The 25,358-nt window shown below is 70.7% G+C and carries 29 protein-coding genes; 19 read left to right on the top strand and 10 right to left on the bottom strand.

Features of this window, described 5'->3' with window-relative positions; all coding sequences use genetic code 11:
* The first annotated feature begins 105 nt into the window (after positions 1–105).
* The 6 genes from AB0M47_RS32690 to AB0M47_RS32665 all read left to right on the top strand — a co-directional run bounded on the left by AB0M47_RS32690 (position 106) and on the right by AB0M47_RS32665 (position 4,867).
* Complete coding sequence (locus tag AB0M47_RS32690; RefSeq protein ID WP_363420929.1) at positions 106–426, top strand: metalloregulator ArsR/SmtB family transcription factor; 321 nt, start codon at positions 106–108, stop codon at positions 424–426.
* Positions 423–959, top strand: a complete 537-nt coding sequence (locus tag AB0M47_RS32685) for an SRPBCC family protein (protein ID WP_363420927.1) — start codon at positions 423–425, stop codon at positions 957–959. The genes AB0M47_RS32690 and AB0M47_RS32685 overlap by 4 nt, the downstream gene beginning before the upstream one ends.
* Positions 956–1,507 (top strand): GNAT family N-acetyltransferase, encoded by a 552-nt coding sequence (locus tag AB0M47_RS32680; RefSeq protein ID WP_363420925.1) that lies wholly within the window; start codon positions 956–958, stop codon positions 1,505–1,507. The genes AB0M47_RS32685 and AB0M47_RS32680 overlap by 4 nt, the downstream gene beginning before the upstream one ends.
* 152 nt (positions 1,508–1,659) lie before the next feature.
* Entirely contained in the window at positions 1,660–2,241 is a 582-nt protein-coding gene (locus tag AB0M47_RS32675; protein WP_363420923.1) for a Uma2 family endonuclease, read from the top strand.
* Between the two features lie 162 nt (positions 2,242–2,403).
* Positions 2,404–3,570: a glycosyltransferase 87 family protein gene (locus tag AB0M47_RS32670; RefSeq protein WP_363420921.1), complete on the top strand. Its 1,167-nt coding sequence runs from the start codon at positions 2,404–2,406 to the stop codon at positions 3,568–3,570.
* A 178-nt stretch (positions 3,571–3,748) separates the two neighbouring features.
* Positions 3,749–4,867: a glutamate--cysteine ligase gene (locus AB0M47_RS32665; RefSeq protein ID WP_363420919.1), complete on the top strand. Its 1,119-nt coding sequence runs from the start codon at positions 3,749–3,751 to the stop codon at positions 4,865–4,867.
* 54 nt (positions 4,868–4,921) lie between these two features.
* Here the strand turns inward: AB0M47_RS32665 and AB0M47_RS32660 are convergent, their stop codons facing one another.
* The 5 genes from AB0M47_RS32660 to AB0M47_RS32640 form a co-directional block, all read right to left on the bottom strand.
* Complete coding sequence (locus tag AB0M47_RS32660; protein ID WP_363420917.1) at positions 4,922–5,995, bottom strand: ABC transporter ATP-binding protein; 1,074 nt, start codon at positions 5,993–5,995, stop codon at positions 4,922–4,924.
* Positions 5,977–6,774, bottom strand: coding sequence for an ABC transporter permease (locus AB0M47_RS32655; protein ID WP_363420915.1), 798 nt, complete (start codon positions 6,772–6,774; stop codon positions 5,977–5,979). The genes AB0M47_RS32660 and AB0M47_RS32655 overlap by 19 nt, the downstream gene beginning before the upstream one ends.
* A 17-nt stretch (positions 6,775–6,791) precedes the next feature.
* Positions 6,792–7,577, bottom strand: coding sequence for a molybdate ABC transporter substrate-binding protein (gene modA / locus AB0M47_RS32650; protein WP_363420913.1), 786 nt, complete (start codon positions 7,575–7,577; stop codon positions 6,792–6,794).
* 228 nt (positions 7,578–7,805) lie between these two features.
* Complete coding sequence (locus AB0M47_RS32645) at positions 7,806–8,627, bottom strand: LLM class flavin-dependent oxidoreductase (protein ID WP_363420911.1); 822 nt, start codon at positions 8,625–8,627, stop codon at positions 7,806–7,808.
* A gap of 28 nt (positions 8,628–8,655) precedes the next feature.
* Positions 8,656–9,534, bottom strand: coding sequence for an alpha/beta hydrolase (locus tag AB0M47_RS32640; protein WP_363420909.1), 879 nt, complete (start codon positions 9,532–9,534; stop codon positions 8,656–8,658).
* 53 nt (positions 9,535–9,587) lie between these two features.
* Between AB0M47_RS32640 and AB0M47_RS32635 the strand changes: the two genes are divergently transcribed.
* Genes AB0M47_RS32635 through AB0M47_RS32625 form a run of 3 tightly spaced genes read left to right on the top strand, consistent with a single transcriptional unit; the run spans position 9,588 to position 11,300 of the window.
* Positions 9,588–10,130, top strand: coding sequence for a TetR family transcriptional regulator C-terminal domain-containing protein (locus tag AB0M47_RS32635; RefSeq protein WP_363420907.1), 543 nt, complete (start codon positions 9,588–9,590; stop codon positions 10,128–10,130).
* 19 nt (positions 10,131–10,149) lie between these two features.
* Positions 10,150–10,491 (top strand): DUF1801 domain-containing protein, encoded by a 342-nt coding sequence (locus tag AB0M47_RS32630; RefSeq protein WP_363420905.1) that lies wholly within the window; start codon positions 10,150–10,152, stop codon positions 10,489–10,491.
* 35 nt (positions 10,492–10,526) lie between these two features.
* A complete protein-coding gene (locus AB0M47_RS32625) occupies positions 10,527–11,300 on the top strand; it encodes a DUF2785 domain-containing protein (protein ID WP_363420903.1) in 774 nt (257 codons plus the stop codon).
* Here AB0M47_RS32625 and AB0M47_RS32620 read toward each other — a convergent pair.
* Positions 11,270–11,998: a TioE family transcriptional regulator gene (locus tag AB0M47_RS32620; RefSeq protein ID WP_363420901.1), complete on the bottom strand. Its 729-nt coding sequence runs from the start codon at positions 11,996–11,998 to the stop codon at positions 11,270–11,272. The two genes, AB0M47_RS32625 and AB0M47_RS32620, sit on opposite strands and share 31 nt — an antisense overlap.
* A gap of 81 nt (positions 11,999–12,079) precedes the next feature.
* Between AB0M47_RS32620 and AB0M47_RS32615 the strand changes: the two genes are divergently transcribed.
* Positions 12,080–13,318: an erythromycin esterase family protein gene (locus AB0M47_RS32615; protein ID WP_363420899.1), complete on the top strand. Its 1,239-nt coding sequence runs from the start codon at positions 12,080–12,082 to the stop codon at positions 13,316–13,318.
* Between the two features lie 21 nt (positions 13,319–13,339).
* On the opposite strand, the gene AB0M47_RS32610 is transcribed toward AB0M47_RS32615, so the two are convergent.
* Positions 13,340–14,788 (bottom strand): hypothetical protein, encoded by a 1,449-nt coding sequence (locus AB0M47_RS32610; RefSeq protein WP_363420897.1) that lies wholly within the window; start codon positions 14,786–14,788, stop codon positions 13,340–13,342.
* A gap of 122 nt (positions 14,789–14,910) precedes the next feature.
* On the opposite strand from AB0M47_RS32610, the gene AB0M47_RS32605 reads away from it, so the two are divergent.
* Genes AB0M47_RS32605 through AB0M47_RS32595 form a run of 3 tightly spaced genes read left to right on the top strand, consistent with a single transcriptional unit; the run spans position 14,911 to position 17,173 of the window.
* The gene (locus AB0M47_RS32605) at positions 14,911–16,020 is read left to right on the top strand and encodes a HAMP domain-containing sensor histidine kinase (protein ID WP_363420895.1); all 1,110 of its coding nucleotides are present in this window, start codon (positions 14,911–14,913) and stop codon (positions 16,018–16,020) included.
* On the top strand, positions 16,017–16,679 hold the full coding sequence (locus AB0M47_RS32600) for a response regulator transcription factor (RefSeq protein ID WP_363420893.1): 663 nt from the start codon (positions 16,017–16,019) through the stop codon (positions 16,677–16,679). The genes AB0M47_RS32605 and AB0M47_RS32600 overlap by 4 nt, the downstream gene beginning before the upstream one ends.
* Positions 16,680–16,705: 26 nt before the next feature.
* Entirely contained in the window at positions 16,706–17,173 is a 468-nt protein-coding gene (locus AB0M47_RS32595; protein ID WP_363420891.1) for a cupin domain-containing protein, read from the top strand.
* A gap of 77 nt (positions 17,174–17,250) precedes the next feature.
* On the opposite strand, the gene AB0M47_RS32590 is transcribed toward AB0M47_RS32595, so the two are convergent.
* Positions 17,251–17,865, bottom strand: a complete 615-nt coding sequence (locus AB0M47_RS32590) for a helix-turn-helix domain-containing protein (RefSeq protein WP_363420889.1) — start codon at positions 17,863–17,865, stop codon at positions 17,251–17,253.
* Positions 17,866–18,003: 138 nt separating this feature from the next.
* Here AB0M47_RS32590 and AB0M47_RS32585 point away from each other — a divergent pair, with 138 nt between their 5' ends.
* Positions 18,004–18,969: an oxidoreductase gene (locus tag AB0M47_RS32585; RefSeq protein WP_363420887.1), complete on the top strand. Its 966-nt coding sequence runs from the start codon at positions 18,004–18,006 to the stop codon at positions 18,967–18,969.
* Positions 18,970–19,093: 124 nt separating this feature from the next.
* A complete protein-coding gene (locus AB0M47_RS32580; protein WP_363420885.1) occupies positions 19,094–19,477 on the top strand; it encodes a hypothetical protein in 384 nt (127 codons plus the stop codon).
* Between the two features lie 130 nt (positions 19,478–19,607).
* Here AB0M47_RS32580 and thrC read toward each other — a convergent pair whose 3' ends face one another.
* A complete protein-coding gene (thrC, locus tag AB0M47_RS32575; RefSeq protein WP_363420883.1) occupies positions 19,608–20,651 on the bottom strand; it encodes a threonine synthase in 1,044 nt (347 codons plus the stop codon).
* Positions 20,652–20,716: 65 nt separating this feature from the next.
* On the opposite strand from thrC, the gene AB0M47_RS32570 reads away from it, so the two are divergent.
* Entirely contained in the window at positions 20,717–21,526 is an 810-nt protein-coding gene (locus tag AB0M47_RS32570; protein WP_363420881.1) for a MurR/RpiR family transcriptional regulator, read from the top strand.
* Between the two features lie 338 nt (positions 21,527–21,864).
* Positions 21,865–22,812, top strand: a complete 948-nt coding sequence (locus AB0M47_RS32565; RefSeq protein WP_363420879.1) for a cyclase family protein — start codon at positions 21,865–21,867, stop codon at positions 22,810–22,812.
* 2 nt (positions 22,813–22,814) lie between these two features.
* Here the strand turns inward: AB0M47_RS32565 and AB0M47_RS32560 are convergent, their stop codons facing one another.
* Positions 22,815–23,696, bottom strand: a complete 882-nt coding sequence (locus tag AB0M47_RS32560) for a LysR family transcriptional regulator (RefSeq protein WP_363420877.1) — start codon at positions 23,694–23,696, stop codon at positions 22,815–22,817.
* Positions 23,697–23,766: 70 nt separating this feature from the next.
* On the opposite strand from AB0M47_RS32560, the gene AB0M47_RS32555 reads away from it, so the two are divergent.
* Together AB0M47_RS32555 and AB0M47_RS32550 are read left to right on the top strand one after the other, a co-directional pair.
* On the top strand, positions 23,767–24,615 hold the full coding sequence (locus tag AB0M47_RS32555; protein WP_363420875.1) for a dihydrodipicolinate synthase family protein: 849 nt from the start codon (positions 23,767–23,769) through the stop codon (positions 24,613–24,615).
* A 43-nt stretch (positions 24,616–24,658) separates the two neighbouring features.
* Positions 24,659–25,210 carry a GNAT family N-acetyltransferase gene (locus tag AB0M47_RS32550; protein WP_363420931.1) on the top strand — a complete coding sequence of 184 codons (552 nt, stop codon included), beginning with the start codon at positions 24,659–24,661 and terminating at the stop codon, positions 25,208–25,210.
* The last annotated feature ends 148 nt before the right edge of the window (positions 25,211–25,358 follow it).

The raw sequence follows: 25,358 nt of genomic DNA, 5'->3' as shown, positions 1-25,358 counted from the left end.
ATGGAGTTCACCGTTGTCTCGACGGTGTGTCGAGGCTGGAAACTCCATGATCAACGGGGGCATATGACTTGTGGGGTATATAACGGTGGAGGTATATTGGACCGTGTGGTAGTTGACGCGTTCGCTGTACTCGCCGAGCCGACCCGGCGCCGGATCCTGGACGAGCTGCGCCAGGCTCCCCGCACCGTGGGGGACCTGGTCGGCACGCTGGCGATCAGCCAGCCCTCGGTCTCCAAGCACCTCAGGGTGTTGCGCGACGCCGGTTTCGTGACCAGTCAGGTCGCCGCGCAGTCCCGCGTCTACCGGGTCGAACCGGCACCGCTGCGAACCGTCGACGAGTGGCTCGCGCCCTACCGCGAGCTGTGGCCCCGGCACCTCGACGCGCTGGAGCGCCACCTCGACCGGAAAGCCTTGGAGGAATCATGAGCACCTTCCAGCCTGGTCCGCTGCGCGAAGCGGACGCGACGCGTACCGACGACGGCCGGTGGACGCTGAAGTTCGTCCGCGACCTCGCCCACCCGCCGGAGCGCGTGTGGGCGGCGTTGACCGATCCGGCCCAGGTAGGACAGTGGGCGCCGTTCCGCGCCGAACGCGATCTCAGCGAGCTGGGCGCGACGACGCTCGCCATGATCGACGGCGATCTCGCCGTGGACCTTCCCGCGACGGTGCTCCGCGCGGAGCCGCCGACCCTGTTGGAGTACGCCTGGGGCGAGGACCTGCTGCGCTGGGAGTTGACGCCGACCCCGGCCGGAACCCGGCTGACCTTGCGGCACACCGTCGCCGGATCGGATGACCTGCCGCGGGCGGCGGCCGGTTGGCACCTGTGCCTCGACGTCGCCGAACGGCTGCTCGACGGCCATCCCGTGCCGCCCATCCGAGGCCGGGCCGCATTGGAGCACGGCTGGCAGGATCTGCACGACGCGTACGCGAAGGAGCTGCCGGGTACCCTCGGCGAATGATCCAGATCCGTCCGGCGGTGATCGCCGACGCCGCGGACTTGAGTCGTCTCTACACGGATAACCGCGAGTTCCTGCGCCCTTGGGAACCCGTACGCGACGAGACGTTCTTCACCAAGGACGGACAGGAAGCGCGGCTGGCGATCGGCGAGGCCGCCCGGGCAGCCGGAATCGAGAACCGCTGCGTCATCGTGGCCCCGTCCGGCGGAGTGGACGCGAGCAGGCCGAGCGAGATCGTCGGCATGATCTCGCTGACCGCGATCGAGCGCGGCCCTGTTCAGGGCGCGCATCTCGGCTACTGGGTGGCCCAGTCGGCCAACGGCCGCGGCGTGGCCTCCGCCGCCGTCGCGGCGGTCCTCGACCTCGCGTTCGGCGAGCTGGGTCTGCACCGGCTGGAGGCCGGCACGCTGCTGCACAACGCTGGTTCGCAGAAGGTCCTGCGGCGCAACGGGTTCGAGGAGATCGGCGTCGCCCGGCGGTACATCAGGATCGCCGGCCAGTGGCAGGACCACCTGTTGTTCCAGCGGCTCGCCCACGACAGCGAATCCTGACTCTCGGCAGGTCGTAGCCGGACGTACGCTATGAGTAGCAACTTCCCGGGTTATCGCACGGGTGTTCTGTTGGACACATGACAATGCGGTTTCCGCTGGTCGGAGGCGTCGGAAGGGTGGACATGTCGTCGGAGCGTCGGGAGGAGGAACCCATGACCGCCGTGATGCCGGATGCCGCGCGCCTCGGCTATGAGATCCACGGCTGGGTTCCCGTCGGCGTCTTGACCGTCGATGACGTCGACGACATCGATCTCGATGTCCCCTTCGAGATCCAAGACGGCGAGTTGCTGCTGATGGCTCCCCCCAGCGCTTGGCATGAATATGCGAGCGACGATGTCAAGGGCTACCTGAAGCGCCGGTGTTCCACGGCCACCGGTGAACTCTTCGTGCCGACCGGCCAGAACGTTCGCCGACCCGACGTCGTCGGCTTGAGCGTTTCGCGGCAAGACCTGGTCCGCGAGCGGACGACGACGCTCAGTCCCAGCGTCATCGAGGTGATCGTGGAGATCATCTCCCATGACGGCAACAAGGCCAGGGACCGGATCTCGGTCGCCCGTGACCGCGAGCAGAAGTTCCGGGAGTACGCGGACGCGGGCATTCCGGAGTACTGGATTGTCGACGAGGCGGCCGACGATCCGCTCGACGCGTCGGTCGAGATCTACCGCCTGCGGGACGGCTCTTACGTCCCGGTCCGCGTCGTGCTCCTCTCGCAGCTGCTGACCGAGCAGCCCTGACCGAGCAGCCCTGACCGAGCAGCCCTGGCCGAGCAAGCTGCTGACCGAGCCCTGACCGAGCAACTGCCGACCGAGCAGCCCTGATCTAGCAATTGTGCTGGTCAGAGCGTTATTCCCCCCGCGTATACGCTGAGGGTATACGCGCAGTGTAGGGTGGCCCGCATGATCAAGCGAGCCGTCTACACCGCGCTGGCGATCGAGATCGTCGCCCTCGTCGTCTTCACCGTGCTCTGGGAGTCCCTCGACTTCTCCGTCTACATGTGGGGCGGCCAGGCCGTCGCCTCCGACGCTCGGCTCTACACCGAGCAGGCGCTCGCGCACTGGTTCACGTATTCGCCGTTCGCCGCGCTGGTCTTCGCGCCGTGGTCGGTGTTGCCGCTGACGCTGGGGCGGTTGCTCTGGCAGCTGCTGTCGGTGGCGGCGTTCGCCGGCGGCTGCGCTGTGGTGATGCGGCTGGCGGGCCGGCCGGTCACCCGGTTGTCGCTGGCGATGGCGGTGGCGGCCGGGCTGCTCCTGGAGCCGGTGTATCACACCCTGTTCCAGGCGCAGATCAACCTGCTGCTGTTCGGGATGATCCTGCTCGACGTGTGGCTGGTTTCGCGGGGCCGGTTCGGCGGGGTGTGGATCGGCGTCGCGGCGGCGATCAAGCTGACGCCGGCGATCTTCATCGTGTTCCTGCTGGTCGCCGGGCGTACGCGGGCTGCCGCGACAGCGGTGGTCACGTTCGTGAGCTGCGGACTGCTCGGCCTGTTGGTGGCGCCGGAGGCTTCCCGGATGTACTGGCTGAGCCTGTTCTTCGACACATCCCGTGTCGGCGCTCCCTACATCAGCAATCAGTCGCCATACGGGATGCTCCGGCGGCTGTTCACGAACGACCCGGCGATCGACGCCTGGTATCCGGTGATCCCGGCGGTGATCGGGCTCGCCGGGCTGGTGATCGCGGCCCGGCTGGCCCGGCGCGGGGACTGGCTGGCCGCCGTCGCGGCGACGGGGGTGACCGGCCTGCTGGTGTCGCCGATCTCGTGGGCGCATCACTGGGTCTGGGTGGTGCCGGCACTTGCCGTGCTGCTGCGCGGTGGCCGGGCGGCCCGGATCGCCGCAGCGGTGGCGTACGCCGTCTTCGTGCTCGCTCCGATGTGGTGGACGCCCCGCTTCGGCGGGCCGGGGGAGTACGGCTGGCACGGCTGGGTCACCGCGGTCGCGAACTGCTTCCTGTTGTGCGGCTTGGGTTTCCTCGCGTACGCGGGACGCCTGGCGGCGCTTCCGGCCGTCGCCGAGCCGGCCGTCGAGGTGGCGGGAACGGAACGTGAACGCGCGATTGCAATTTGAGATTCGTCTATGTATCCTTTATGGACGGATGTGTACGCCGGCGCGTCGCCACCTGGTCTGGTGGCCGCCGGCGTCACCGTCTCCTGGGGAGGGCGCATCAATACCATAAAAGCTGGTCTTGGGGTATGAATCCGGCATTGGGTGTTAATGCTGCTACCCCACCTGACATGGTAGAAGCATGGACCGCGGCGTCGGGCTGACCTTCGGGGTGGAGGAGGAATTCCACCTGCTCAACCCCGCTACCGGCCGGCTCGCGCCGGGCGCGCGGCAGCTGCTGTCCGCCTTCGGGGCGCACGACGTGTTCGGCCTGCCGAACCAGGAGTTCCAGCAGGCGATGGTCGAGACCGCGACCCCGGTCTGCCACGACCTGGACGAGTTGCGGCAGGCGCTGATCGCGACCCGGACGACGCTGATCCAGGCCGGCGACCGGGTCGGGCTGTGGATCGCCGCGGCCGGGACGGTGCCCGACTGCGGCATCGTCACCGCGCCGGTCTACCCCGACGAGCGCTACCGCCGCATCTCCGACGAGTACCGCCGGCTCGCCGTCGAGCAGCAGGTCTGCGCGTGCCAGGTGCAGGTGGGCGTACCGGACGAGGATCTGGCCTTCCATCTGATCCGGCGGATCCGCGGCTGGCTGCCGGTGCTGCTCGCGCTCTCCGGCGGGTCGCCCTACTTCCAGAACCAGGACACCGGGTACGCCTCCTACCGGGCGGTCGTGCTGTCCCGGTGGCCGACCTCGGGTCCGATGCCGCTGTTCGCCGACCGCACGGACTACCACCGACGGGTCGACAAGCTGATCACGGCCGGGGTCATCGGCGACTACGGGATGATCTATTACGACGTCCGGCCGTCGCAGCGCTATCCGACGCTGGAGATCCGCATCGCCGACGCCTGCCCGATGCTCGACGACGTCCTGCTCATCGCGGCGCTCGCGCGGGCGCTCGTGGTCACCGCGGCGGACGAGGAGGAACGCGGCGAGCCGATTCCCGACGTCGCCGACGAGCTGCTGCGCGGTGCGACCTGGCGGGCTGCTCGCTCGGGGTTACGCGGCAAGCTGGTCGACGCGGTCGCCGGAGACGCCGTGGCCTCCAAGGACCTGGTACGCCGCTTCATCCGCCACGTCCGCCCAGCGCTGGAGGCGTCCGGCGACGACGCGTACGTGGATGAGGCGTTGCTGGAGCTCGCCAAGCGTGGCACATCGGCCGAACGCCAGCGGCGGGCACTGAGCGCGGGCAAGGGCATGCACAAGGTGACCGCCTCGATCGTGGCCGAGACGCGTACCTTCAGCGAGAAGTGAGGCGGGCCAGGCCCGGGTGACCGCCGCGCGGACGCGATCGGCCTGTTGATGACGTCACGCCGGGTACGCCCGGGTCTCGGTCGCCTTCACCGCGGCCCAGACGGGCTGACCGGGAGTCAGCTGGAGGCGTACGGCGGCGGCCGGGGTGATGTCGGCGGCCGCCTCGATCGGACCCGAGAGCTGGATACGCAGGTAGTCGCCGTGCTGCTGGACGCCGGTGATGGTGGCGGGCCAGGTGTTGCGAGGGCTGCCGTCGGGCTGGTTCGGATACAGCGCCAGCGCGCTCGGCGGGAACGCGACGAACGCGTCTCCGCGTACGGTGTCGGCGGCGGTCAGGGTGAAGCCGCCCGCCACCGTGATGGTGTGGCCGTCGGCGTGGCCGCGATAGAGGTTCAGGCCCACCAACTGCGCGACGTAGTCCGTCCGCGGCCGGGCGGTGATCGCCGCGGCGTCGCCCTCCTGCACGACGACGCCGTCCTCCACGATGATCAGGCGATCGGCTAGGACCAGCGCGTCGAGCGGGTCGTGGGTCACCAGCAGGGTCGCCCCGGGATGTTCGCCGAGGTGGCGGTGCAACTGCGCCCGGGTTTCCAGCCGCGTACGCGCGTCGAGGGCGGCCAGTGGCTCGTCGAGCAGCAGCAGTGACGGTTCGACGGCGAGCGCCCGGGCCAGCGCGACGCGCTGCGCCTGCCCACCGGAGAGCTGGCGCGGCTTGCTGCGGGCGTACGCCGCCAACCCGACGCGGTCCAGCCAGGCCGCTGCGGTCGCCCTGGCCTCGGCTGTGCGCCGGCCATGATGACGGGGACCGAAGGCGACGTTGTCCACCGCGGTCAGGTGCGGGAAGAGCAGGTAGTCCTGGAAGACGACACCGATCGGACGGCGTTCCGGCGGCACGAGTACGCCGTCGCCCGGCCGGTCGAGGACGCGGCCGTCGAGGGTGATGTGACCGTCGCTGAGCGGCAGCAGTCCCGCCAGCGCCCGTAGGGCGGTCGACTTGCCGGCCCCGTTCGGGCCGAGCAACGCCACGACCTCGCCAGCCGCCACGGTCAGGCGTATGTCGAGCTGGAAGCCGCCGGCCCGGCGCACGATCAGCTGCGCGTCCAGGCCGGTCACGGGCTCGTGATCCATTTGTCGCGCAGGGCGGCCAGGATGCCGACCGAGACCGCCAGCAGAATGAGGCTGAGCACGAGCGCGGCGTCCAGGTCGGTCTCCAGAGCCAGGTAGACGGCCAGCGGCATCGTCTGCGTACGACCGGGAAAATTGCCCGCGAACGTGATCGTCGCCCCGAACTCGCCGAGCGCGCGGGCCCAGCAGAGCACGGCCCCGGCGGCCACCCCCGGCGCGACCAGCGGCAGCGTGACTCGGCGGAACACCGCGAAGCGGTTGGCGCCGAGCGTGGCCGCCGCCTCCTCGTAGCGGGTGTCCGAACCGCGCAGCGCGCCTTCGACCGCGATGACCAGGAACGGCATCGCGACGAAAGCCTCGGCCACGACGACGCCCGCGGTCGTGAACGGCAGGGTGATCCCGAAGGTCGCGTCCAGCCATTGGCCGATCAGGCCCCGGCGGCCGAAGACGAGCAGCAGCGCCACGCCGCCGACCACCGGCGGCAGCACGAGCGGCACCGTGACCAGCGCTCGGACCAGGCGGCGGCCCGGGAACTCGGTCCGCGCGAGCAGCCACGCCAATGGCACACCCAGCAGTACGCACAAAACTGTGGCGAGCGTCGCGGTCAGCAGCGACAGCCGTAACGCGGCGAGCACGCCGGGCGCGGCCAGCCGCTCCGGCAGGCTGCCCCACGGCGTCCGGATCAGCAGACCGGCCAGCGGCAGCACGAGGAAGGCCAGCCCGAGCGCCGCCGGGATCAGCAGCGCGATCGGTGCCCGGGTACCCCGGCGTGCCTTGCTCACCCGATCAGCATGCCGGATCACGGAGTCTGGAAACCGGCCTGGGTGAGCACCGCCATGCCCTTGTCCGAGCGGATCCACTCGAGCAGCTTCTGCGCGGCGGTCTTGTTGGGCGCGTTCTTCAGCACCACGATCGGGTAGTCGTTGACGGCCTTGGCCGATTCGGGGAACTCCACGGCGGCGACGTCGGCCGTGGCGGACTGCGCGTCGGTGCGGTAGACCAGCGCGGCGTCGACCTCGCCCAGCTTGACCTTCTGCAGGGCCGCCTTGACGTCCTGTTCCAGCGTCACGGGGGTGATCTTGACCGAGGCCGCCTCCAGAGCCTTCTTCGCCGCCGCCCCACAGGGGACCTGCTCGGCGCAGAGCGCGACCTTCAGCCCCGGCTGAGCGAGACCGGCCAGGCCGGTGATCCCCTTCGGGTTGCCCTTGGCCACGGCGATGACGAGTTGGTTGCGCACGAAGGTGACCGGCTCCCCGTCGGCCATCCCGCCGTCGGTGACGGTCTTCATCGTGGCCGGGCTCGCCGCGGCGAACAGGTCGGCCGGCGCGCCCTGGGTGATCTGGGTGGCCAGCGCGGAGCTGCCCGCGAAGTTGAAGGTGACCTTCGTCCCCGGGTACGCCGCCTCGAAGTCCTTGCCGATCCGCGTGAACGACTCCGTCAGCGACGCCGCCGCGAACACGGTGACATCGCCGGTGACGCCGGGCGCCCCCGAGGTGGCGGACGTCCCGGCGGCACCGCTCCCCCCGGAGCAGGCGGTCAGGGCGAGGGCGGCGGCCACGGTCGCGACAAGCGCGCGGATTCTCATGACCGACACCCTATGACTAGCAGATGCGAGCTGTACAGCTCGTCCCACCTCGCAGATGCGCTCCTGATCGGCGACCCGCACCGTTGATCATGGGGTTTACCCCCTCGACACGCCGTCGACACCACAGTTAACTCCATGATCAACGCGGCGGCGCGGCGGCGCGGCGGCGGCGGTGGGGCGCGGCGGCGGTGGGGCGGTGGGGCGGTGGGGAGGTGGGGAGGTGGGGGGTTAGTGGGGTGGGCCGGCGGCTACCCGTTCGAGCAGCGTGGCGAAGTCGCCGCGGTAGCCGTGCAGGTGCTCCAGCCACCAGGTCAATCCGGCGTCGGCGTACGCCTGGACGAGTGAGCCGTCGGACGCTGTGCTGACGCCCGACATCGCCACCTCGTAGCCGTCCATGGTCGCCCGGTGCCGCCCGATCTCGCCGACGATGTCGTGCAGCTTCGCCGGGCTGATCGTCATCCGGCCGTCCTGGTCGTCACCGCCGCCGACCCAGCCGTCCCAGGCGGCTGCGCGGCGCAGCGCCGGCGGGGCGTACCCGCCGATCCAGATCGGCACCCGGGGCCGGGTGACCGGCAGGGGAGCCAGCGTCACGCCGTCCACCGTGTAGTGCTCGCCGGTGTGGGTCACCGGTTCGCCCCGCCACAAGCGGTCCACGATGGACAGACCTTCGTCGAGCCGGGCCGCGCGTGTTTTCGGCTCGGCGTTCTCGCCGAACGCCGTGAACTCGGCTTCGACGCCGCCGAGTCCGGCGGTGAACACGACTCGTCCGGAGCTGAGCAGGTCGAGGGTCGCGACCGTCTGCGCGACGACGACCGGGCGGCGCCGGGCCAGCGGGGTCACCGCCGGGCCGAGGAGCAACCGGTCGGTCGCCGTCGCCGCGGCGGACAGGGTGACCCAGGCGTCGGCGGCCGGCGGGCCCCAGGTGAAGGCCAAGTGGTCCCAGACGAACAGGGCGTCCCAGCCCGCCGCCTCGGCGGTCCGGGCCAACTGCACCGTTTTCCGGGGGTCGGCGAGGTCGCCGAGGATCGCGACGTAGATCCCGAAGCGCATCCCCCGAAGGTATCGAGCGGGTATGACATCAGTGCCGCGCGAAGAACTCCAGCAGGTGTTTCACCACGATCTCCGGCTGGTCGTCGACGAGGAAATGGGAGGCTCCGGCGATCTCGCGTACCTCGAGGTCGTCGGCGTTGCCGGTGGGGCCGCCGAGCAGGTCGGCGCGGACGACGGGATCGTGCTCGCCGGTGAGGACCAGCGTCGGCGTGGTCAGCCGGGTCTCCCGGTACGCCCCACGCATCATGGCGATGCCGGTCGGCAGGATGAAGCCACGATAGAGGCGGGCGACCGCCTTGGCGTACGCGCGATCGCGCAGCGGTGCGAGGAAGTGGTCCAGATCGGATCCCTCGATGGCGCCGGGCCGGTCGTGATAGCTCAGCATCTGCCGGGCCAGCCATTGCCGCCCGGCGGCGAGACCGCGTACGCCGACGAGCGGCGTGAGCAGCGGCAGCTGGTACCAGGCGTTGCGGAAGCGGCCCAGGAGCCGTACGTCGAACCGCAGGTAGGGGTGGGGGATGGCGAGGCTGACGTAGGAGTGGACGCGGTCGGAGTGCTCGAGGCAGAGCAGGAAGGCGGCGATGGCCGACCAGTCGTGGGCGACGATCCGGACGCGGTCCAACCCGAGCGCGTCGAGCAGGTTGAGCAGGTCGCCGACGAGCGTCTCGCGGTCGTAGCCGGTGGCCGGAGCCTGGGTCCAGCCCGCGCCGCGCAGGTCGGGGACGATCACGCGATAGTCCTGGGCCAGCGCCGGGATCACCGACCGCCACTCCCACCAGTGCTGCGGTACGCCGTGCAGCAGCACGACGGGCGAGCCCCGGCCCGCCTCGGCGACGTGCATACGCAGACCCGGCAGGTCGAGGTGACGATGCTCGACCCCTGCCAGCTCCGGATACTCGCTGGTCATGACCTCATGATACTACGATCATAGTAGTAAGTCACTATGTTTATAGTGATCACGTGACGAGTACCCGCCAGCGCGCCCTGGACGCCGCGATCGACCTGGTCGGCACCGAGGGACTGCGGTCGCTGACCCACGCCAAGGTGGACGCCCGCGCCGGCCTGCCCAAGGGCTCGACCTCCAACTACTTCCGCACCCGCGACGCGCTCACCGTCGGCGTCGTCGAGTGGATGGCGCAGCGGGAACTGGCGGAGCTGGCGCCGCCGATGTCCCCGCATACGGGGGACGAACTGGTGGAACTGCTGGCCGGGATGCTCGATTACACGACCGGGCCCAGCCGCACCCTCACCGCTGCCCGGCTGGCCCTGTTCAGCGAGGCCGCGCACGACGACCAGGTCCGCGCGGCCGTCTCGCGCGGCCACCAGCTGATGCGTACCTGGGTCGAGTCGGTGCTGAGGGACCTCGGCGCGGCGGACCCGGCGACGGCTGCCAGTGCGCTGATCGCGATGAGCGAGGGCCTGATCCTGCACCGGATCGCGCGGGGCGCGAACGACGATCCGCGGCCGATTCTGCGCCTCGTCATCGGCGCGGTGACCGACTGATCCTGGAATAATCGCAGCTGTGGACGCTGCCGTGCGCGACTATGTGGAGGCCATCCCGGCGGAGAACCGGCCGCTGTTCGACCGGCTGCACCGGATCATCCTCGCCGAGCACCCCGGCGCGCAGGTGACGATCTCCTACGACCTGCCCACCTACACGGTGGGCAAGCGCCGGCTCTACCTCGGCTCCTGGCAGCACGGCGTCTCGCTCTACGGGTGGGGCGCGGATCGCGACGGCGGGTTCCTGGCCCGTCATCCCGAGCTGAAGTCCGGCAAGGGCACCATCAAGCTCCGCCCGGAGGCGGCGGCTGAGATCGACGACAGCGAGTTTCGTGATCTGGTACGCGCAGCGCTGTCGCCCTGATCGGCGACCCTGCGCCGGCCGTTACGCTGGCCCGCATGATCGACTCGCCGGGCGGTGCCACCCTCACCGAGCTGCTGGAGATGCTGACCTCACCGGATCCGGTGGCCCGCGACGAGCGCGCGTACACGGAATTGGTGGGACTGGTCCGGCGGGGAGCGCTGGACGACCGGCTCGGTGAGGTCGGCGAGCGGCTCGTGCTGCTGCTCGGCCATCCTGAGGTCCAGGCGCGGGCGTTCGCTCCACTGATCCTGGCGGCGCTGGTGAACCGCGACGCCGAGGTCGGCGGCCTCGACGACGACGCCGTACGCCGCTGGCGGGTGGCGTTCGCGACCTGGTGGCTCGCCGAGCAGGAGATCCACGGGTGGGGCGGCGAGCTCGGCTGGCTGCACGCGATCGCACACGGTGCGGATCTGGCCGGGGCGTTCGGCGGCTCACCAAGGGTCGCCGCGGCCGACCTTTCGGACCTGTTGACGGTGGTGGCCCAGCGGGTCGTCGCGCCGACCGCCTACCAGTACGCCCACCTGGAAGAAGACCGGGTCGCGCGGGCGATGACCCGGATCCTGGCGCGGCCCGAGCTGACCGGGACGGGCGCCACCGGCTGGCTGTCCGTTGTGGATGAACTGCTGGCCACGGGCGAGCCGGGGCCGCTGCCGACGCCGGTCGCCAACACGATGGCGGTGCTGCGCGCCGTGTACGTGATGGTGCATCGCAAGCCCTCGCCCCATCGGCGGCGCGTCCTGGAAGGCGTGGCGAATCGGCTGCACGTCGTCTTCGCCGACTACCCGTCGACCGAGGAGTTGTCGGTCTGACCGGGTTCCTCGATCGACAGATAAGCATGCAGCTGGCCCGCGCCGGCGAGCATCGCCCGGCCGCGCCAGGTCAGCCGGGCCCGCCAGTCGGCCAGCGTGGCTTCCAGCGGTTCGACGCCGCCGGCGGTGCGTACCTGGTCGAGCAGGAGAGCGATGCGATCCAGCGGGTAGCCGCCCCGGCGCAGCTGATGGGCCAGCTGGGCGTCGCGGATGTCGGCGGCGGCGTACACCCGGTAGCCGGTCGTGCGGTCCCGGTGGGGCCGCAGCAGACCGGCCCGCTCCCACTTGCGCAGGGTCGCCGGGCGTACGCCCAGCCGCCGGGCGAGCGGGCCGACGAAGCTGCTGCCGGTCGCCGGCTCGGGCACGGCCAGGTCGCGTAACGCGAGCTCCACGGTGGTCAGCGTCTGCCGGTCCTGCCGGAGCTGGGCGTGCCCGGCGTCGATCAACTCCAGAGCGTGCTCGACGCGCTGCTCGTTGACGGCCTGCAGGATCGCCGTCGCGGTGGCGTGCCCGAAGCCGGGGACCAGGGCCAGGAACGTCCGCAACGCCTGAGCGTGCGTGGCCGAGAAGGCGCGATAGCCGTACGCCGAGCGCTGGGCCGCGGGCAGGATGCCGGCGTCCTCGTAGTTGCGGACGGCCTGGGTCGACAGCCCGTGCTCGCGCGCGAGGTCGACCGGGCGCAACCGGGGTGAACTCACGGTTTGAAGCTTACCGGGCTGCCCTTCGAAGTCAGAGGCGGGAAAAGTCTCAACCGACGGTTCAACGATACGGTTGAATGTATGACGAATCGCAGTGCACTGGCCGCCGCCGCCCGCCCGCTGACCCGGGACGGGCTGCGGGACTTCCTCGACACCTTGCCGCGCCCGCCCCGGCTGCTGGGCCTCGGCGAGCCGACCCACGGACCGCAGACCGTGCCCCGGCTCCGCAACGAGATCCTGCGCTACCTGGTGGAAGACGCGGGCTTCCGATCGATCGCCATCGAGAGCGACTGCCTGGCCGGGCTGCTCGTGGCGGACTACGTGCGCGACGCCCGCGCGAACGCTCGAGCCGGGCGTGCGGACGGAGAGTCGGGAGATCTCGACGACGTTCTCGCGCGCGGCATCAGCCACGGCTGGGGCGCGTACGCCGCCAACCGGGAACTGGTCGAATGGCTGCGCGACTGCGACGAGGACGTGCGGTTCTACGGGTTCGACGCCCCGACCGAGAACATGTACGCCCGTAGCCCACGCGGGCCGCTGCTCTACGCGTACGACTATCTGGCCGAGGTGGACCCGGACCTGCTGCCCGCCGACCGGGCCGAGATCGACGGTCTGTGCGGCGACGACGCGCGATGGGAGGACCCCGCCGCGGCGATGGAGCCGGCGCTGGGCGTGGGTTCGAAGCCCGAGGCCGCGCGGCTGCGCGTGCTCGCCGACGACCTGCGGGCCGGGCTGTTGCTGGCCGCGCCGAGTCTGATCGCCGCGACCTCGGCCGACGACTGGTGGCGCGCGGAGCTGCACGTGCGGATGGCCGCACGGTTGTTGCAGTACCACGCGGCGCTGGCCCACGACTGGCCCGGCCGGGTCAACCGGCTGATGGCCCTGCGGGACGCGATCATGGCCGAGAACCTGCTGTCCATCGTGGAACGTGAGGCGCGGCGCGGCCCGACGCTGGTGTTCGCGGCCAACGCGCACCTCCAACGGCAGATCAGCCGCTGGGAGCTGGCCGGGCCGAAGCTCGCCTGGTGGAGCGCGGGCGCGATCGCCGCGACCCGGCTCGGCGACGCCTACGCCTTCATCGCGACCGGCCTGGGCACCGTGCCCGACCGGGAGATCGGCACACCCGATCCGAACACTGTAGAGGGACAGCTGACCGCGCTCGGCTCGGATCGCCTGCTGCTGACCGGTTCGGCCCTGGCCGCGTCGCTCGCGGACCTCGCCCCACGCACCGGAATCCCGGCCACCGCCGGGTACTTCCCGCTCGATCCGGCCCACCTCGCGGAGGCCGACGGCGTGGCCTTCCTCCGCGAGGCGCGCTGATGGTCTAACGGCGATGACGGCCTAACGCCAGCCGGGCTCCGCAGGTCGCCTGCGCAGCGCGATCCCCAGCACGACGCCCGTGTACGCACAGAGCACGGCGAGCCCGGCCCACCCCGGCAGCGGGTAGTACCCGTTCGCCGGGGTGTAATGCGCGGTGACCTGGGTGTACTCGGTCAGCGTCTGCTGCACCGCGAAGCCCGCCGCCGGAGTCAGCCGCAGCAGCCAGGTGCCGGCCACGTCGGGCAGGAACGGCACGACCGTGACCGCGTAGGGCAGGGCGACCAAAGCCAGCGCGACTCCGGCGGCGGTCCAAGCGCGCCGCAGCACCACGCCCAACCCGTACGCGAACACCGTGGCGAGCGCGAGAACCGCCGCGAGCCCCAGGACGACGCGTACACCGGTGAGCATCGGCAGCTGATCGACCGGGATGTCCTTGCCGGCCAGGATCGCCATGCTCACCGGCACGGTCACACCGATGGCCGGCAGCGCGGTGGCGAACGCGGCCACCCCGATCCGCACCGCGCCCCGGCGCAGGTCGCCGCCCGCACTCGCGGTACGCGCCCCGTGCCGGGCGCCGACGACGAGCAGGATGATCAGCGCCACCAGCAGCCCCGACAGCGTCCGCTCGGCGGAGATCCCGCCGTCCTCGGAGATCGGGCCGATGTCGCCGGTGCCGGCGATCGTCACCACGCCGTTCTGCTCGCTCGCCCCGGACGCCGTGTGGAACTTCTCCCAGTCGGTGTGGTTCATGTCGCCGACGGCCGCACTCTGCCAGTCGCCGCTCCCCGCTGTCGTTCCCTCGGTCGTGATCGTGTCGAAGACGCCGACGGCCTGGGTGAACCGGACCTCCTCCAGACCTCCGCCGAGGCCGATCTCGCGCAGCGACAGGTCGCCGGGCGAGGTGGCGAGCAGACCCACCTGAGCAGTCGCAGGCAACCCCGGCAGGGTGGCCGAGCCCACCTTCCGCCAGGCCGTGCCGTCGGCCGACTCGAAGCCCTCGACGGTGTCCCCGGTACGCGTCAAACGAAGCCAGCGCGGGGACTGCTCCGACACGCCACTCGCCGATCCGGCCGTCCCGGCGACGTCTTCGGTGTAGGCGTACTGAAACCGGACGCCGTGGCTGCCGGTCATCACGAGCGCGGCATACGGCGACCCTGGGCGTACGCCGTCCTTGACGATGACGCCGACCTTCGCCCACGGCGTCAGACCCGGCACGATCTCGTCGTGGTCCGGCGGGGGATAGGTGATCGTGCCGGTCATCGAGGTCAGCCGGACCGTGATGGCCCCGGTCGTCCCCAGGTCGCGATGCCGGAGCCAGAACCGGTCGCTGACCAGCGCGCCGCCGCTGTCCGTGGCGGCCGCCGGGCACGGGCCGTCGCACGAGGACTGGTTGCCGAAGGCGTACAGCAGGCCCAGGGCCACCACGCTCAGCACGGCGGCAGCCAGCGCGAGGAGTGTCTTCTTCGTCATGGCCTCGGTTCTACGGAGCACGCCGTAACACCGCCCGAACCGCGGTTGTCATGCCGTTGTTAGGTCGGGCGGGGCATCCTTGGGGCATGATCAGGCTGCGCCGAGCGATTCGTGGTGGGACCGTGGGGGTGCGATTCACCCTCTTGTACGCGGTTGTGTTCCTCGTGTCCGGAGCCGGGCTGCTCGGGCTGACGATCCTGCTGGCCGGCGGGGCGAGCGAGACACAGGCGGCGCCCGACAACACCACGACGGCCAACGCGGCCGTCGAGGAACGGGTCCGGGTCCTGGAAGAGCAGCTCGCGGCGGTGCACACCGAGCAGAACCGGCAGCTGCTGATCGGCGCCCTGATCGCGATGATCGCGATGGCCGTCGTGTCCGTGGTGCTCGGCCGGGCGCTGGCCCGCCGGGTGCTGCGGCCGCTGCGGACGATCACCGCCGCGACCCGGCGGATCACGGCCGACGACCTCGACCGGCGGCTGGCCGTCGACGGCCCGTCCGACGAGGTGAAAGACCTCGCCGACACGATCGACGAACTGCTGGAACGGCTGGAGACCTCGTTCGACGCCCAACGCCGGTTCGTCGCCAACGCCTCCCACGAACTGCGTACGCCGCTGGCCACGATGCGGGCGTCGCTGGACGTCGCGGTCGCCAAACCCGACGCGCCCACCGCCACCGTGGTGCTGGCCGACCGGATGCGTACGCAGCTGGACCGGGTCGACCATCTGCTCGACGGGTTCCTCGTGCTGGCCCGGGCACAGCACGGCGCGCTGGCCGACAACGCGGCGGTGCCGCTGCACGACCTCGTCACGGCGGCCCTGACCGCGCGCTCGGCCGACGGGCTCACCCTCACGGTCGACGTGCCCGAAGCCGTCGTGGTCGAGGGCAGCCCCGCCCTGCTGGCCCGGCTCGTCGGCAACCTCGTCGACAACGCCGTGGTGCACAACGAGCCGTCGGGCTGGATCACGATCTCGGGCCACGCGCTTGACGGCGTCGCCGAGCTGGTCGTGGAAACCGGCGGGGAAGTGCTCGACCAACGGCAGGTCGACCGGCTGGCCCGGCCGTTCGAACGGCTGGGCGCCGCGCGTACCGGGTCGTCGGGGCTGGGATTGTCCATTGTGGCGGCTGTCGCGGCGGCCCACGGTGGCCGGCTCACCTTGCAGGCCCGCCCGACCGGCGGGCTGCGGGCCGCCGTCACTCTGCCGGTGGCGTCCGAGGCGCTGGTCGCGGCATGAGGATCCTCGTCGTCGAGGACGACCCGGCGCTGGCCGAGGTCGTCGCCGAAGGCCTGCGTGATCAGGGGATGGCCGTCGACCGGGCGGCCGACGGGCTGGCCGCCGCCGCCAAGCTCGACCACACCGCGTACGACGTGGTGGTGCTGGACCGGGACCTGCCCGGACTGCACGGCGACACGCTGTGCCAGATGATCACCGAGCGTGCCGAACGCCCGATGGTGCTGATGCTGACCGCGGCGAGCGCGCCGGGCGACCGGGTGAGCGGCCTGACCCTGGGCGCGGACGACTACCTCGCCAAACCCTTCCACTTCCCGGAACTGGTGCTGCGCATCCGCGCGCTCGCCCGGCGGCAGCCCGACGCCCGGCCGCGCACCCTTCGTGTGGCCGGCATCGACCTGGACCCGGTACGCCGCACGGCGACCCGTGACGGCCACGCCCTCGACCTGTCGGTCAAGGAGTTCGCGGTGCTCGAAGCGCTGCTGCGGGCGAGTCCGGGCTTCCTCAGCGCCGAAGCGCTGCTGGAACAGGTCTGGGATGAGAACGCCGACCCGTTCACCAACACCGTCACCGTGACGGTGGGCCGGTTGCGGCGCAAACTCGGCGACCCGCCCGTCATCGCGACAACCCCCGGCGTCGGCTACCGGATTGCCCGTCCTTGACCGGGGCCACGGCCTAGCCTGAGGACATGACGAGTGCGTTCGCCGTGGCTGCGGGCGACGGCGTGACCCTGCCCGCGCCGATCGGCGGCGAGGTGACGATCAAGGCCGACACCCGGCAGACCAACGGGGCGATGACGGTGCTGCAGTTCGCCGTCCCGCCCAAGGCCGGTCCCGGTCTGCACAGCCACCTGCGCGACGACGAGCTGTGGTACGTGCTCGCGGGCGAGTTCCGGTTCAAGGCGGGCGACGACATGCTGTACGCGTCGACCGGTGGCCTGGCCTTCGGACCGAGAGGACTGCCGCACGCCTTCCAGAACGTCGGCGACGAGCCGGGGCGGCTGCTGGTCGTCACCACCCCGGCCGGCATCGAACGATTCTTCGAGCAGGTCGCGGAGCTGACCGGGCCGGTCGACGCGGCCAGGATCGCCGGCATCGGACAGCCGAACTGGCTGGACTTCACCGGCCCGCCCATCGGACAGTCCGATCCGCTCTGAGTCGGCCGCTCTGACCAGTGGTCTGTCTGCGTTTGATCTGGTGGAGAGTGGATTGGTTCCGGCGCGGGCGCGCGTGGCTAGGGTGCGGTGGCGCTGAGTCCAGCGCGAGCGATGGCGATCATCCGTTTCCGGGCGGCGTGGTCGGGTTGCTGGCGTTCACGGGAGAGGCAGCCGGCGACGACCGCTTTGACGTCTGCCGTATCGATGTCGACGCGTACCGCCCCGGACCGTTGGGCGGCGTCGAGTAGTTGGTGCAGGGCTCCCATCAGATCGTGTTGGGAGCGGCTCGCGGCGGCTTCGATATCGACGCCGCCGCGAACCAGCACCTCGGCCAGGATCTGGTCGGCCGCCCCCTTGTCGATCAGGAACGTGAGGTAGGCGAAGAACGCGGCGCCAGGTTCGAGAGTTTCGGCGAAGGTCTGCGCTGTCGTCACGCAGGTGGCGGCCCGGTCCAGGATGATGGCCTCGAACAATGCTTCCTTGGTCGGGAAATGCCTGCTCACGGTGCCGGTACCCACGCCCGCACGGCGGGCGATCTCGTGGACGGATACCCCCAGACCTTCTGCGGTGAAGGCGGCCGCGGCTACCTCCAGCACACGCTGCCGGTTGCGCTGGGCGTCGGCGCGCAGCGGACGACCACCGGTGGTCTCGGATGACACGGCTGGTGGGGCGTTTTCGGGCTGGTCGGTCATGGCTTCCCTTGTGGCAGACCTCGATTGACAACCGGGACGGCCGTCCCGTATCGTTCCACTTGAAACGGGACGAGCGTCCCGATTGTATCGGTTACCTCGGCGGATAGCCAATGCCACCGATCTCGATGGGGAGCCACCATGACACGGCAGCAGGAAACAGCGCAGCGATGGACCGCGCAGGCCATCGGCGGCCAGCACGGACGCACAGTGGTCATCACCGGAGCCAGCAGCGGCATCGGGTTCGAGACGGCCAAGGCGCTGGCCGCCCGCGGAGCCACCGTCGTGCTGGCCGCCCGCAACCCGACCAAGACGCAGAACGCCGTCGCCCGCATCAACGAGGCGACACCCGGCGCGGACGTCTCCGCGATCCCGCTCGACCTGACCTCCCTGACCTCGGTCCGGCGGGCCGCCGAACAGATCTCGTCCCGCTACCCTCGGCTGGATCTGCTGATCAATAACGCCGGGGTGATGATGACGCCCCAGGGCCGTACCGAAGACGGCTTCGAACTGCAACTGGGTACCAACCATCTCGGCCATTTCGCATTGACCGGATTGCTGCTCGGCCGCTTGCTGGCCGGGCCGCACTCGCGGATCGTCACGGTCAGCAGCTTTGCTCACCGGCAGGGCTACATCGACCTGGATGACCTGCACTTCCAACAGCGCCGGTATCGGCCGACCGTCGCCTATGGTCAGTCCAAACTGGCCAACCTGTTGTTCACCCACGAACTGCAGCGCCGACTGACTGAGATCAACGCCTCTGCCATCGCGGTCGCGGTGGAACCCGGCGTCGTGCCGACCGACCTGCCACGCTACGCAAGCACCGTAAACCGTTCCATCGTCAAGCTCCTGACCGCAGTAGCAGGCCAGCGCAGCCCGCAAATAGGGGCGCTTTCGACACTGCGCGCCGCCACCGACCCCGGCGTATGCGGCGGCCAGTACTACGCACCAGGCAGCCTGGGCGGGTGGCGCGGGTACCCCGTCCTGATCGAATCCAGCACCCGATCCCACGACACCGACGTACAACGCCTGCTATGGAACGAATCGCAGCGCCTCACGGGCGTCACCTACCCCTTTCCTGGACTGCCCTCGCAGCAGAACTCCTGAGCCGTCGGGCCGGCCCGACGTTCAACCCACGATGCGCCAAAGTCCACGGTAGACCGACCGTCGCATCGTCCGTGCGGACGGCACGGTCGGTCAACCAGGCCCGCTACCACGACGCGGAGACCCCATGAAAGTCACGCTTTTCCTCAAAATCCAAGCGATCTATCTCGCTGCGATCGGCGGACTCTCCCTGCTCATCCCGCAAGCCGCCGGGGGCCGACTCGGCAGCCTCACCGCCTTCGACGTCTTCGTCGCCCGTTCCCTCGGCGCCGTCCTCGTCACCGTCGCCGCCCTCGACTGGGTGGCCAGTACCTCACCCGGACCCATGCTGCGCCCGGCACTATGGGCGAACGTATTCATGAACGTGACCCTCGGCGCCATCGACACCCTCGCCACCGCGAACGCCACGATCAGCGCCTCAAGCTGGACCGGGATCTCCATCCACGCCCTGTTCACGATCGGACTCCTCGGCTACCTTCTCCGCGGCGCAGAGTCGGCCCCGCACCGATAGGCGCAGGCCGCCGTTCATCTGGAAGGCCACCGCGAGAACGTCATCGCCAGGGTCAGGCGTGGCCGGGTGACCCTCCACCAGATCAAAGGCAGACAGACCACCAGGCCTTCCCGACTCGGCCTCGCGCGCGTCAGAGGCCGAGTTCGCGGGCGACCTCGCCCGTCGTCGGGCCGGCGGCCATGGCGGCGTACCCGTCGCGCAGGGCGGCTTCGGTGTCCTTGAGCCCGTTGCCGGTGAGGGTGATGACGACGCGCAGCCCCGCCGGCAGGGCGCCGTCCGCGTACTGGCGGAGCAATCCGGCGACGCCCGCGGCCGACGCCGGCTCGGCGAAGACGCCGTCGTGGCGGCCCAACTCCCGGTACGCCGAGAAGATCTCCTCGTCGGTGACCGAGCCGATCAACCCGCCGGACTCGTCGCGGGCGGCCAGCGCCGGTGTCCACGTCGCCGGGGCGCCCACCCGGATCGCCGTCGCATCGGTCTCCGGCCGCTCGATCGGTCCACCATGGACGAAGGGGGCGGCGCCCGCCGCCTGGAATCCCCAGATCCTCGGCGGCTTCTCGGCGTACGCCCGGTAGCCGGTCCAGGTGGCGGTGATGTTCCCGCCGTTGCCGACCGGCAGGCAGTGGATGTCCGGCGCGCCGCCGAGCGCGTCGACGATCTCGTACGCCACCGTCCGCTGACCGGCCAGCCGCAACTCGTTGCCGACCGAGTTGACCAGTGTCACCGGATGATGCGCGGCCATCTCCCGGGCGATGCGGATGCAGTCGTCGAAGTTTCCCGCCACCTCGATGATCCGTGCCCCGTAGCGGGCGGCCTGGGCGAGCTTGCCCCGGGCCACGGCTCCGGCCGGGACGAGCACCGCGGCCTCGATCCCGGCGCGGGCGGCGTACGCGGCCGCCGAGGCGCTCGTGTTCCCGGTGGACGCGCAAAGGACCAGCTTCGAACCGGCCTCCACGGCGCGGCTGATCGCGACGGTCATCCCCCTGTCCTTGAACGAACCCGTCGGGTTGGCCCCGTCGACCTTCAGCCACACGTCGCACCGCGTCCGGTCAGACAGGTACGCCGAGTGCAGCAGCGGTGTGCCGCCCTCGCCGAGGGTGATCGCCGGGGTCTCGGGGGTCACGGGCAGCAGATGCCGGTAGTCACTGAGGAGCAGTCCACGCCAAGGGGTCATGGCTGCCGACTCTAACATTCGTTTCGCCATCGAGCGCTAGGGGCGTGTCGTGTAACATTCGTTACGTGAGTTCTGACGTGGCGGCCCAGCTGGGCGAGATCTATGCCGACCTCCCGCAGGGGGAGCGGGCGATCGCCCGGGTGCTGCTGGACGACTATCCCTACGCCGCGCTCGGGTCGCTGCGTACGCTGGCCGACCGCGCGGGCGTCAGCCCACCGACTGCCTCCCGGCTGGTCGGGCGGCTCGGCTTCGCCGGCTTCGCGGAGTTCCAGGAGGCGGTACGCACCGGCGCCCGCTCCCGGCTCCGGGCGTTCGTCGACGAACCATCCGATGTGGAATCCGCCGCCGGTCAACTGCGGACGGCGCTCGACGAATGCCTCGCCGCGGTGACCGGGGCCCAGCTCAGCGCGGCGGCGACCCGGATCGCGCAGGCCGGCTCCGTCTGGGCGGTCGGCGGGCGGCTCAGCGAACTGGCCGCCGAATACCTCGTGCGACAGGTGGCGAGCCTGCGGCCCGGCGTACGCCACCTCCCGGGATCGATCCCCGAACGCGCCCGGGTGCTGCTCGACGTCACCAGTGCTGATCTCCTGGTGGCGTATGACTTCCGGCGCTATTCGGAGCAGACGGCACGGTTCGTCACCGCCGCCCGTGACCGGGGTGCCCGGCTGCTGCTGATCACCGACGCCTGGGAGTCCCCGCTCGCCGAGTACGCCGACGTCCTCATCCGGCTGCCCCGCGAAGCCGCCGGGCCGATCGACCCGATGATGCTCTCCATCGCGGTGACCGAACTGCTGCTGGTCGCCGTCGCCGGACACCTCGACCCCGAGCAGCGCCTGGCTTCCCTGGAGGAGCTGACGCAGACGCTCTCGCGCTGATCCGAGCTTGCTGCGCCGCTCGCCCCGCTCGCCCCGCTCGCCCGGCGGAGTGTCCGCCTTGACCGTCTGGTCCACGCGAGGACCAGGAGCAGAAGCTGATCTTGTCGAGTTAAGGTCGCTATGGCAACCGAAACTCGCCAAGATCAACTTACTGGCACCTCGCGAGCAGGTGCCGGTCGTCGGGACCGGGTCAGAAAGCCGTTGATCGCGCCAGCCACTGCGGGTCCGGTCCGATCAGCGGCGGGCAACTGCGGCGTTATCGGCATCACGCCGCCCGTTCGCGACCGCGCCTCGCCGATTCCCGGATGACGATCTTCAGTGCCGCCTATCCTGCCGAAATGAGCAGGAACGCATCGGTCGTGAACGCACCCGAGCTGGACGCGGCGGGGTTCGCGGCACTGTTCGAACGGCTGCGGGGGCGTGCCGACTGGGGAGAGGCGGATCGCCGGGGCGCGTTGAACTACATCACGCCGTCCACCGCGCGAGCCGCCATGGAAGAGGTCCGGCTGGGTCGCTCGGTCTCCCTGGCCGTTCCCGTGTCGACCGAGGTCACCGTCGACAACCCGCACCCCTGGCGTCACGAGATGATCAGCTCGCCGGCCGACCATCGCGATGAGCCCGGCGTGCACTTCGCCTTCGACCGGCTGGCCATGAGCGTTCACGGCAACGCGGACACTCATCTCGACGCGCTCTGCCACGTCATCTACGACGGCAAGCTCTACAACGGCGTACAAGTGGATGCTGTCGAGCGGGGCGGGGCGCCCGCGCTGTCCGTGGATGTCATGCGGGACGGGATCGTCGGCCGCGGTGTCCTTCTCGACATCCCACGGGTGCGGAAAGAGCGCTGGCTGAGGCCGGGCGACCAGGTGACGGCGGCGGATCTCGTGGCGGCGGAGGAGGCTCAGCACGTTCAGGTGAAGCCCGGCGATCTGCTGTTCGTCCGGGTCGGACACCGGCGTCGCCGCAACGCCCTGGGCCCGTGGGACACGGCGTCGGAGCGGGCCGGCCTGCATCCCACCGCGCTGGAGTACGTCGCCGATCGGCAGGTCGCAGTCCTCGGTAGCGACGGCAACAACGACACCGCGCCGCCGAGCGGGGTCGTCGACTTCCCCGTGCACGTGCTCGCCGTCAACGCCCTCGGCGTCCCGCTCATCGACTACCTGTACCTGGAGGATCTGCGTACGCTGTGCGCGCAGCACGACCGATGGTCGTTCCTCTGCGTCGTCGCTCCGCTTCGGATCCCGGCCGGCACGGGTTCGCCGGTGAACCCGATCGCGGTGCTCTGACCTCAAACGACCCGCAAACTGTCGGCGGGCGCGGCGTCCCGGAGCGCCGAGACACAGGCGGCCACGGCCGGATGCCCGCCGGAGCCGGACCGGAAGGCGACGTGCGTACGCCGTTGCAGCGGCAACGGCGTGAGCGTCACCCCAGGCGTCGGCACGACGCCGAGCGACGGCACGAGTGCGACTCCGCGACCGGCGGCGACCAGGGCCAGGACGGCGGTGAAGTCGTCGACGTGGTGGCGGATGCGGGGTGCGTACCCGGCGAGGTGACAGGCCTGCAGGGTCACCGAGTGGCACAGCGTCCCCGGGCTGCCCGCGATCCAGACGCGCTCGGCGCAGTCCGCCAAGGAGAGCTCACCGGCCGGCGCGGGCGGTCCTGCGAGGTAGACCGTCTCGGCCAGCAGGTCGACCGTGGACAGTCCGGCCTCCGGCGTGAGCGGCAGCAGGTCGTAGCTCTGCATCAGGGCCACGTCGAGGCTGCGGTCGAGCAGCCGGACCGCCATGGCGGCTGGGTCGAGTTCGTGGACGGTCAGGTCGAGCCCGGGATGCCGGTCGGCGAGCGTCACGAGCGCGGCCGGGAGCAGCGTACGCACGGCGGATGGGAAGGCTCCGATGCGCAGGCTGCCCTGGACGGCGGCGACGCTGGCCGAGGCGGCCTCCAACGCGGCGAGCACGGTCTCGGCATGCCCGGCGAGGACACGGCCGGCCGCGGTGAGCTGGACGGTCCGGCCGGCGCGCTCGATCAGCGGTACGCCGGCCTCCCGCTGCAAGGCGGTGAGTTGTTGCGACACCGCAGACGCCGTGTAGGTGTGCGCCTCGGCGACGGCCGCGATCGTGCCGAGCCGGGCCAGGTCGCGCAGGAGCATCAGCCGCCGGACATCAAGCATCAGCTCAGCTTACGCATCACCTCAGAAAGCCGAACTGGTGCTACCGAGTCATCGGCGCGAAGCTGGGAGCATGACGTTGAGCGGCCTGTTCGTCCCCATGATCACTCCCTTCGACCGTAGCGACGCCGTCGATCTCGACAGCTTGACGAAGCTGGCCGGTCAAGTCCTCGACGACGGGGCGACCGGCCTCGTCGCGCTCGGGACGACGGCCGAGCCGTCCGCGCTCACGGCGGCGGAGAAGCGCGACGTCCTTGACGTCGTCAGCGCCGTCTGCCGGGAGCGCAAGGCGCCGATGATCGTCGGCGCCAACACCCCGGACGAGCTGAGTCACCTGGCCGACCGGCCGGCGGCGGTCGCGGCGCTGACCCTCGTCCCGCCCTTCGTGCGGCCGGGGGAGGCGGGCGTGGTGGCGTACTTCGAGCAGACGGCGCAGCTGAGCCCGGTCCCACTCGTCGTCTACCACGTTCCATATCGCACGGGGCAGCCACTGTCGGCGAGCGCGTTGCGCGACATCGCGGCGATTCCCAACATCGCGGGCTTCAAATACGCCGTCGGCGGCATCGACGCCACGACGATGGAGTTCCTGGCCGATCCGCCGCCGGTCGCCATCCTCGGCGGCGACGACCAGTTCATCTCGCCGCTGCTCGCGCTGGGCGCGCACGGCGGCATCATGGCCAGCGCGCACCTGGCCACCCGGGCGTTCGCGGAGCTGATCGCCGACTGGCGGCCCGGCCTCGGCCACCGCCTCGCCCGGCTCGCGGCCACGCTGTTCGCCGAGCCCAACCCCACAGTGATCAAGGCCGTTCTCCACGCGCACGGCCGTCTTCAAACTCCAGCGGTACGCCTTCCGCTCATCCCGGCTTCGGTGACGGCGCTCACCGCGGCCAGAGCCGCTGAGGCGGCCGTCGCTGAGGCATGATGATCACGTGCCACTGCTTGCGACCGCCGCCCGGCCCGAGGGGATTTTCCGCGACCAGGCCCAGCCGGTGCTGCGTACCGGGGATCTGGTGCTGCGGCCCTGGCGGGAGTCCGATGTAGATTCCGTCGTCGCGGCGTACGCCGATCCAGGCATCCAACGCTGGCACGTACGCACGATGACCGGGGAAGAGGCGCTCGACTGGATCGAGAGCTGGGCTCGGTACTGGACGGCCGAGCGCGCCGCGAGCTGGGCGGTCGCCGGCCCGGACGACGTGCCGCTCGGCCAGGTGGGGTTGCGGCAGGTGGACCTCTTCGAGGGACAGGCCCACGTGTCCTACTGGGTCCGCCCGGAAGCGCGGGGCAAGGGTGTGGCGGTCGCGGCGACCGAGGCGATGGTCGACTGGTGTTTCGGTGCGGCCGGCCTGCATCGGTTGGAGCTGTCGCACTCGACGGCCAACGAGGCGTCCTGCCGGGTGGCGGGCAAGCTGGGATTCGCCCTGGAAGGCACCTCGCGGGGAGCGGGCCGCCACGCGGACGGCTGGCACGACATGCACGTGCACTCCCGGCTGCGCGACGACCCGGTGACCGGCCGCTAGGTGGCCACCGGCGTCAGGTGACGGTGAACCCGGCGAACAACAGGCTCGCCAGGGCTAGTGGCTCAGCAGGAAACGTTGGCCAGGTAATCGGGTGAGCGGATCTTGGATTTGGTGGCGAAGTCGCGTTTCGGTTCGGCATGACTGTTGC

The sequence above is a fragment of the Hamadaea sp. NPDC051192 genome (assembly GCF_040682475.1).
Lineage (GTDB): Bacteria > Actinomycetota > Actinomycetes > Mycobacteriales > Micromonosporaceae > Hamadaea > Hamadaea flava.
Note: the sequence above shows the minus strand (reverse complement) of the source record. Positions and strands in the feature narration are given on the sequence as shown.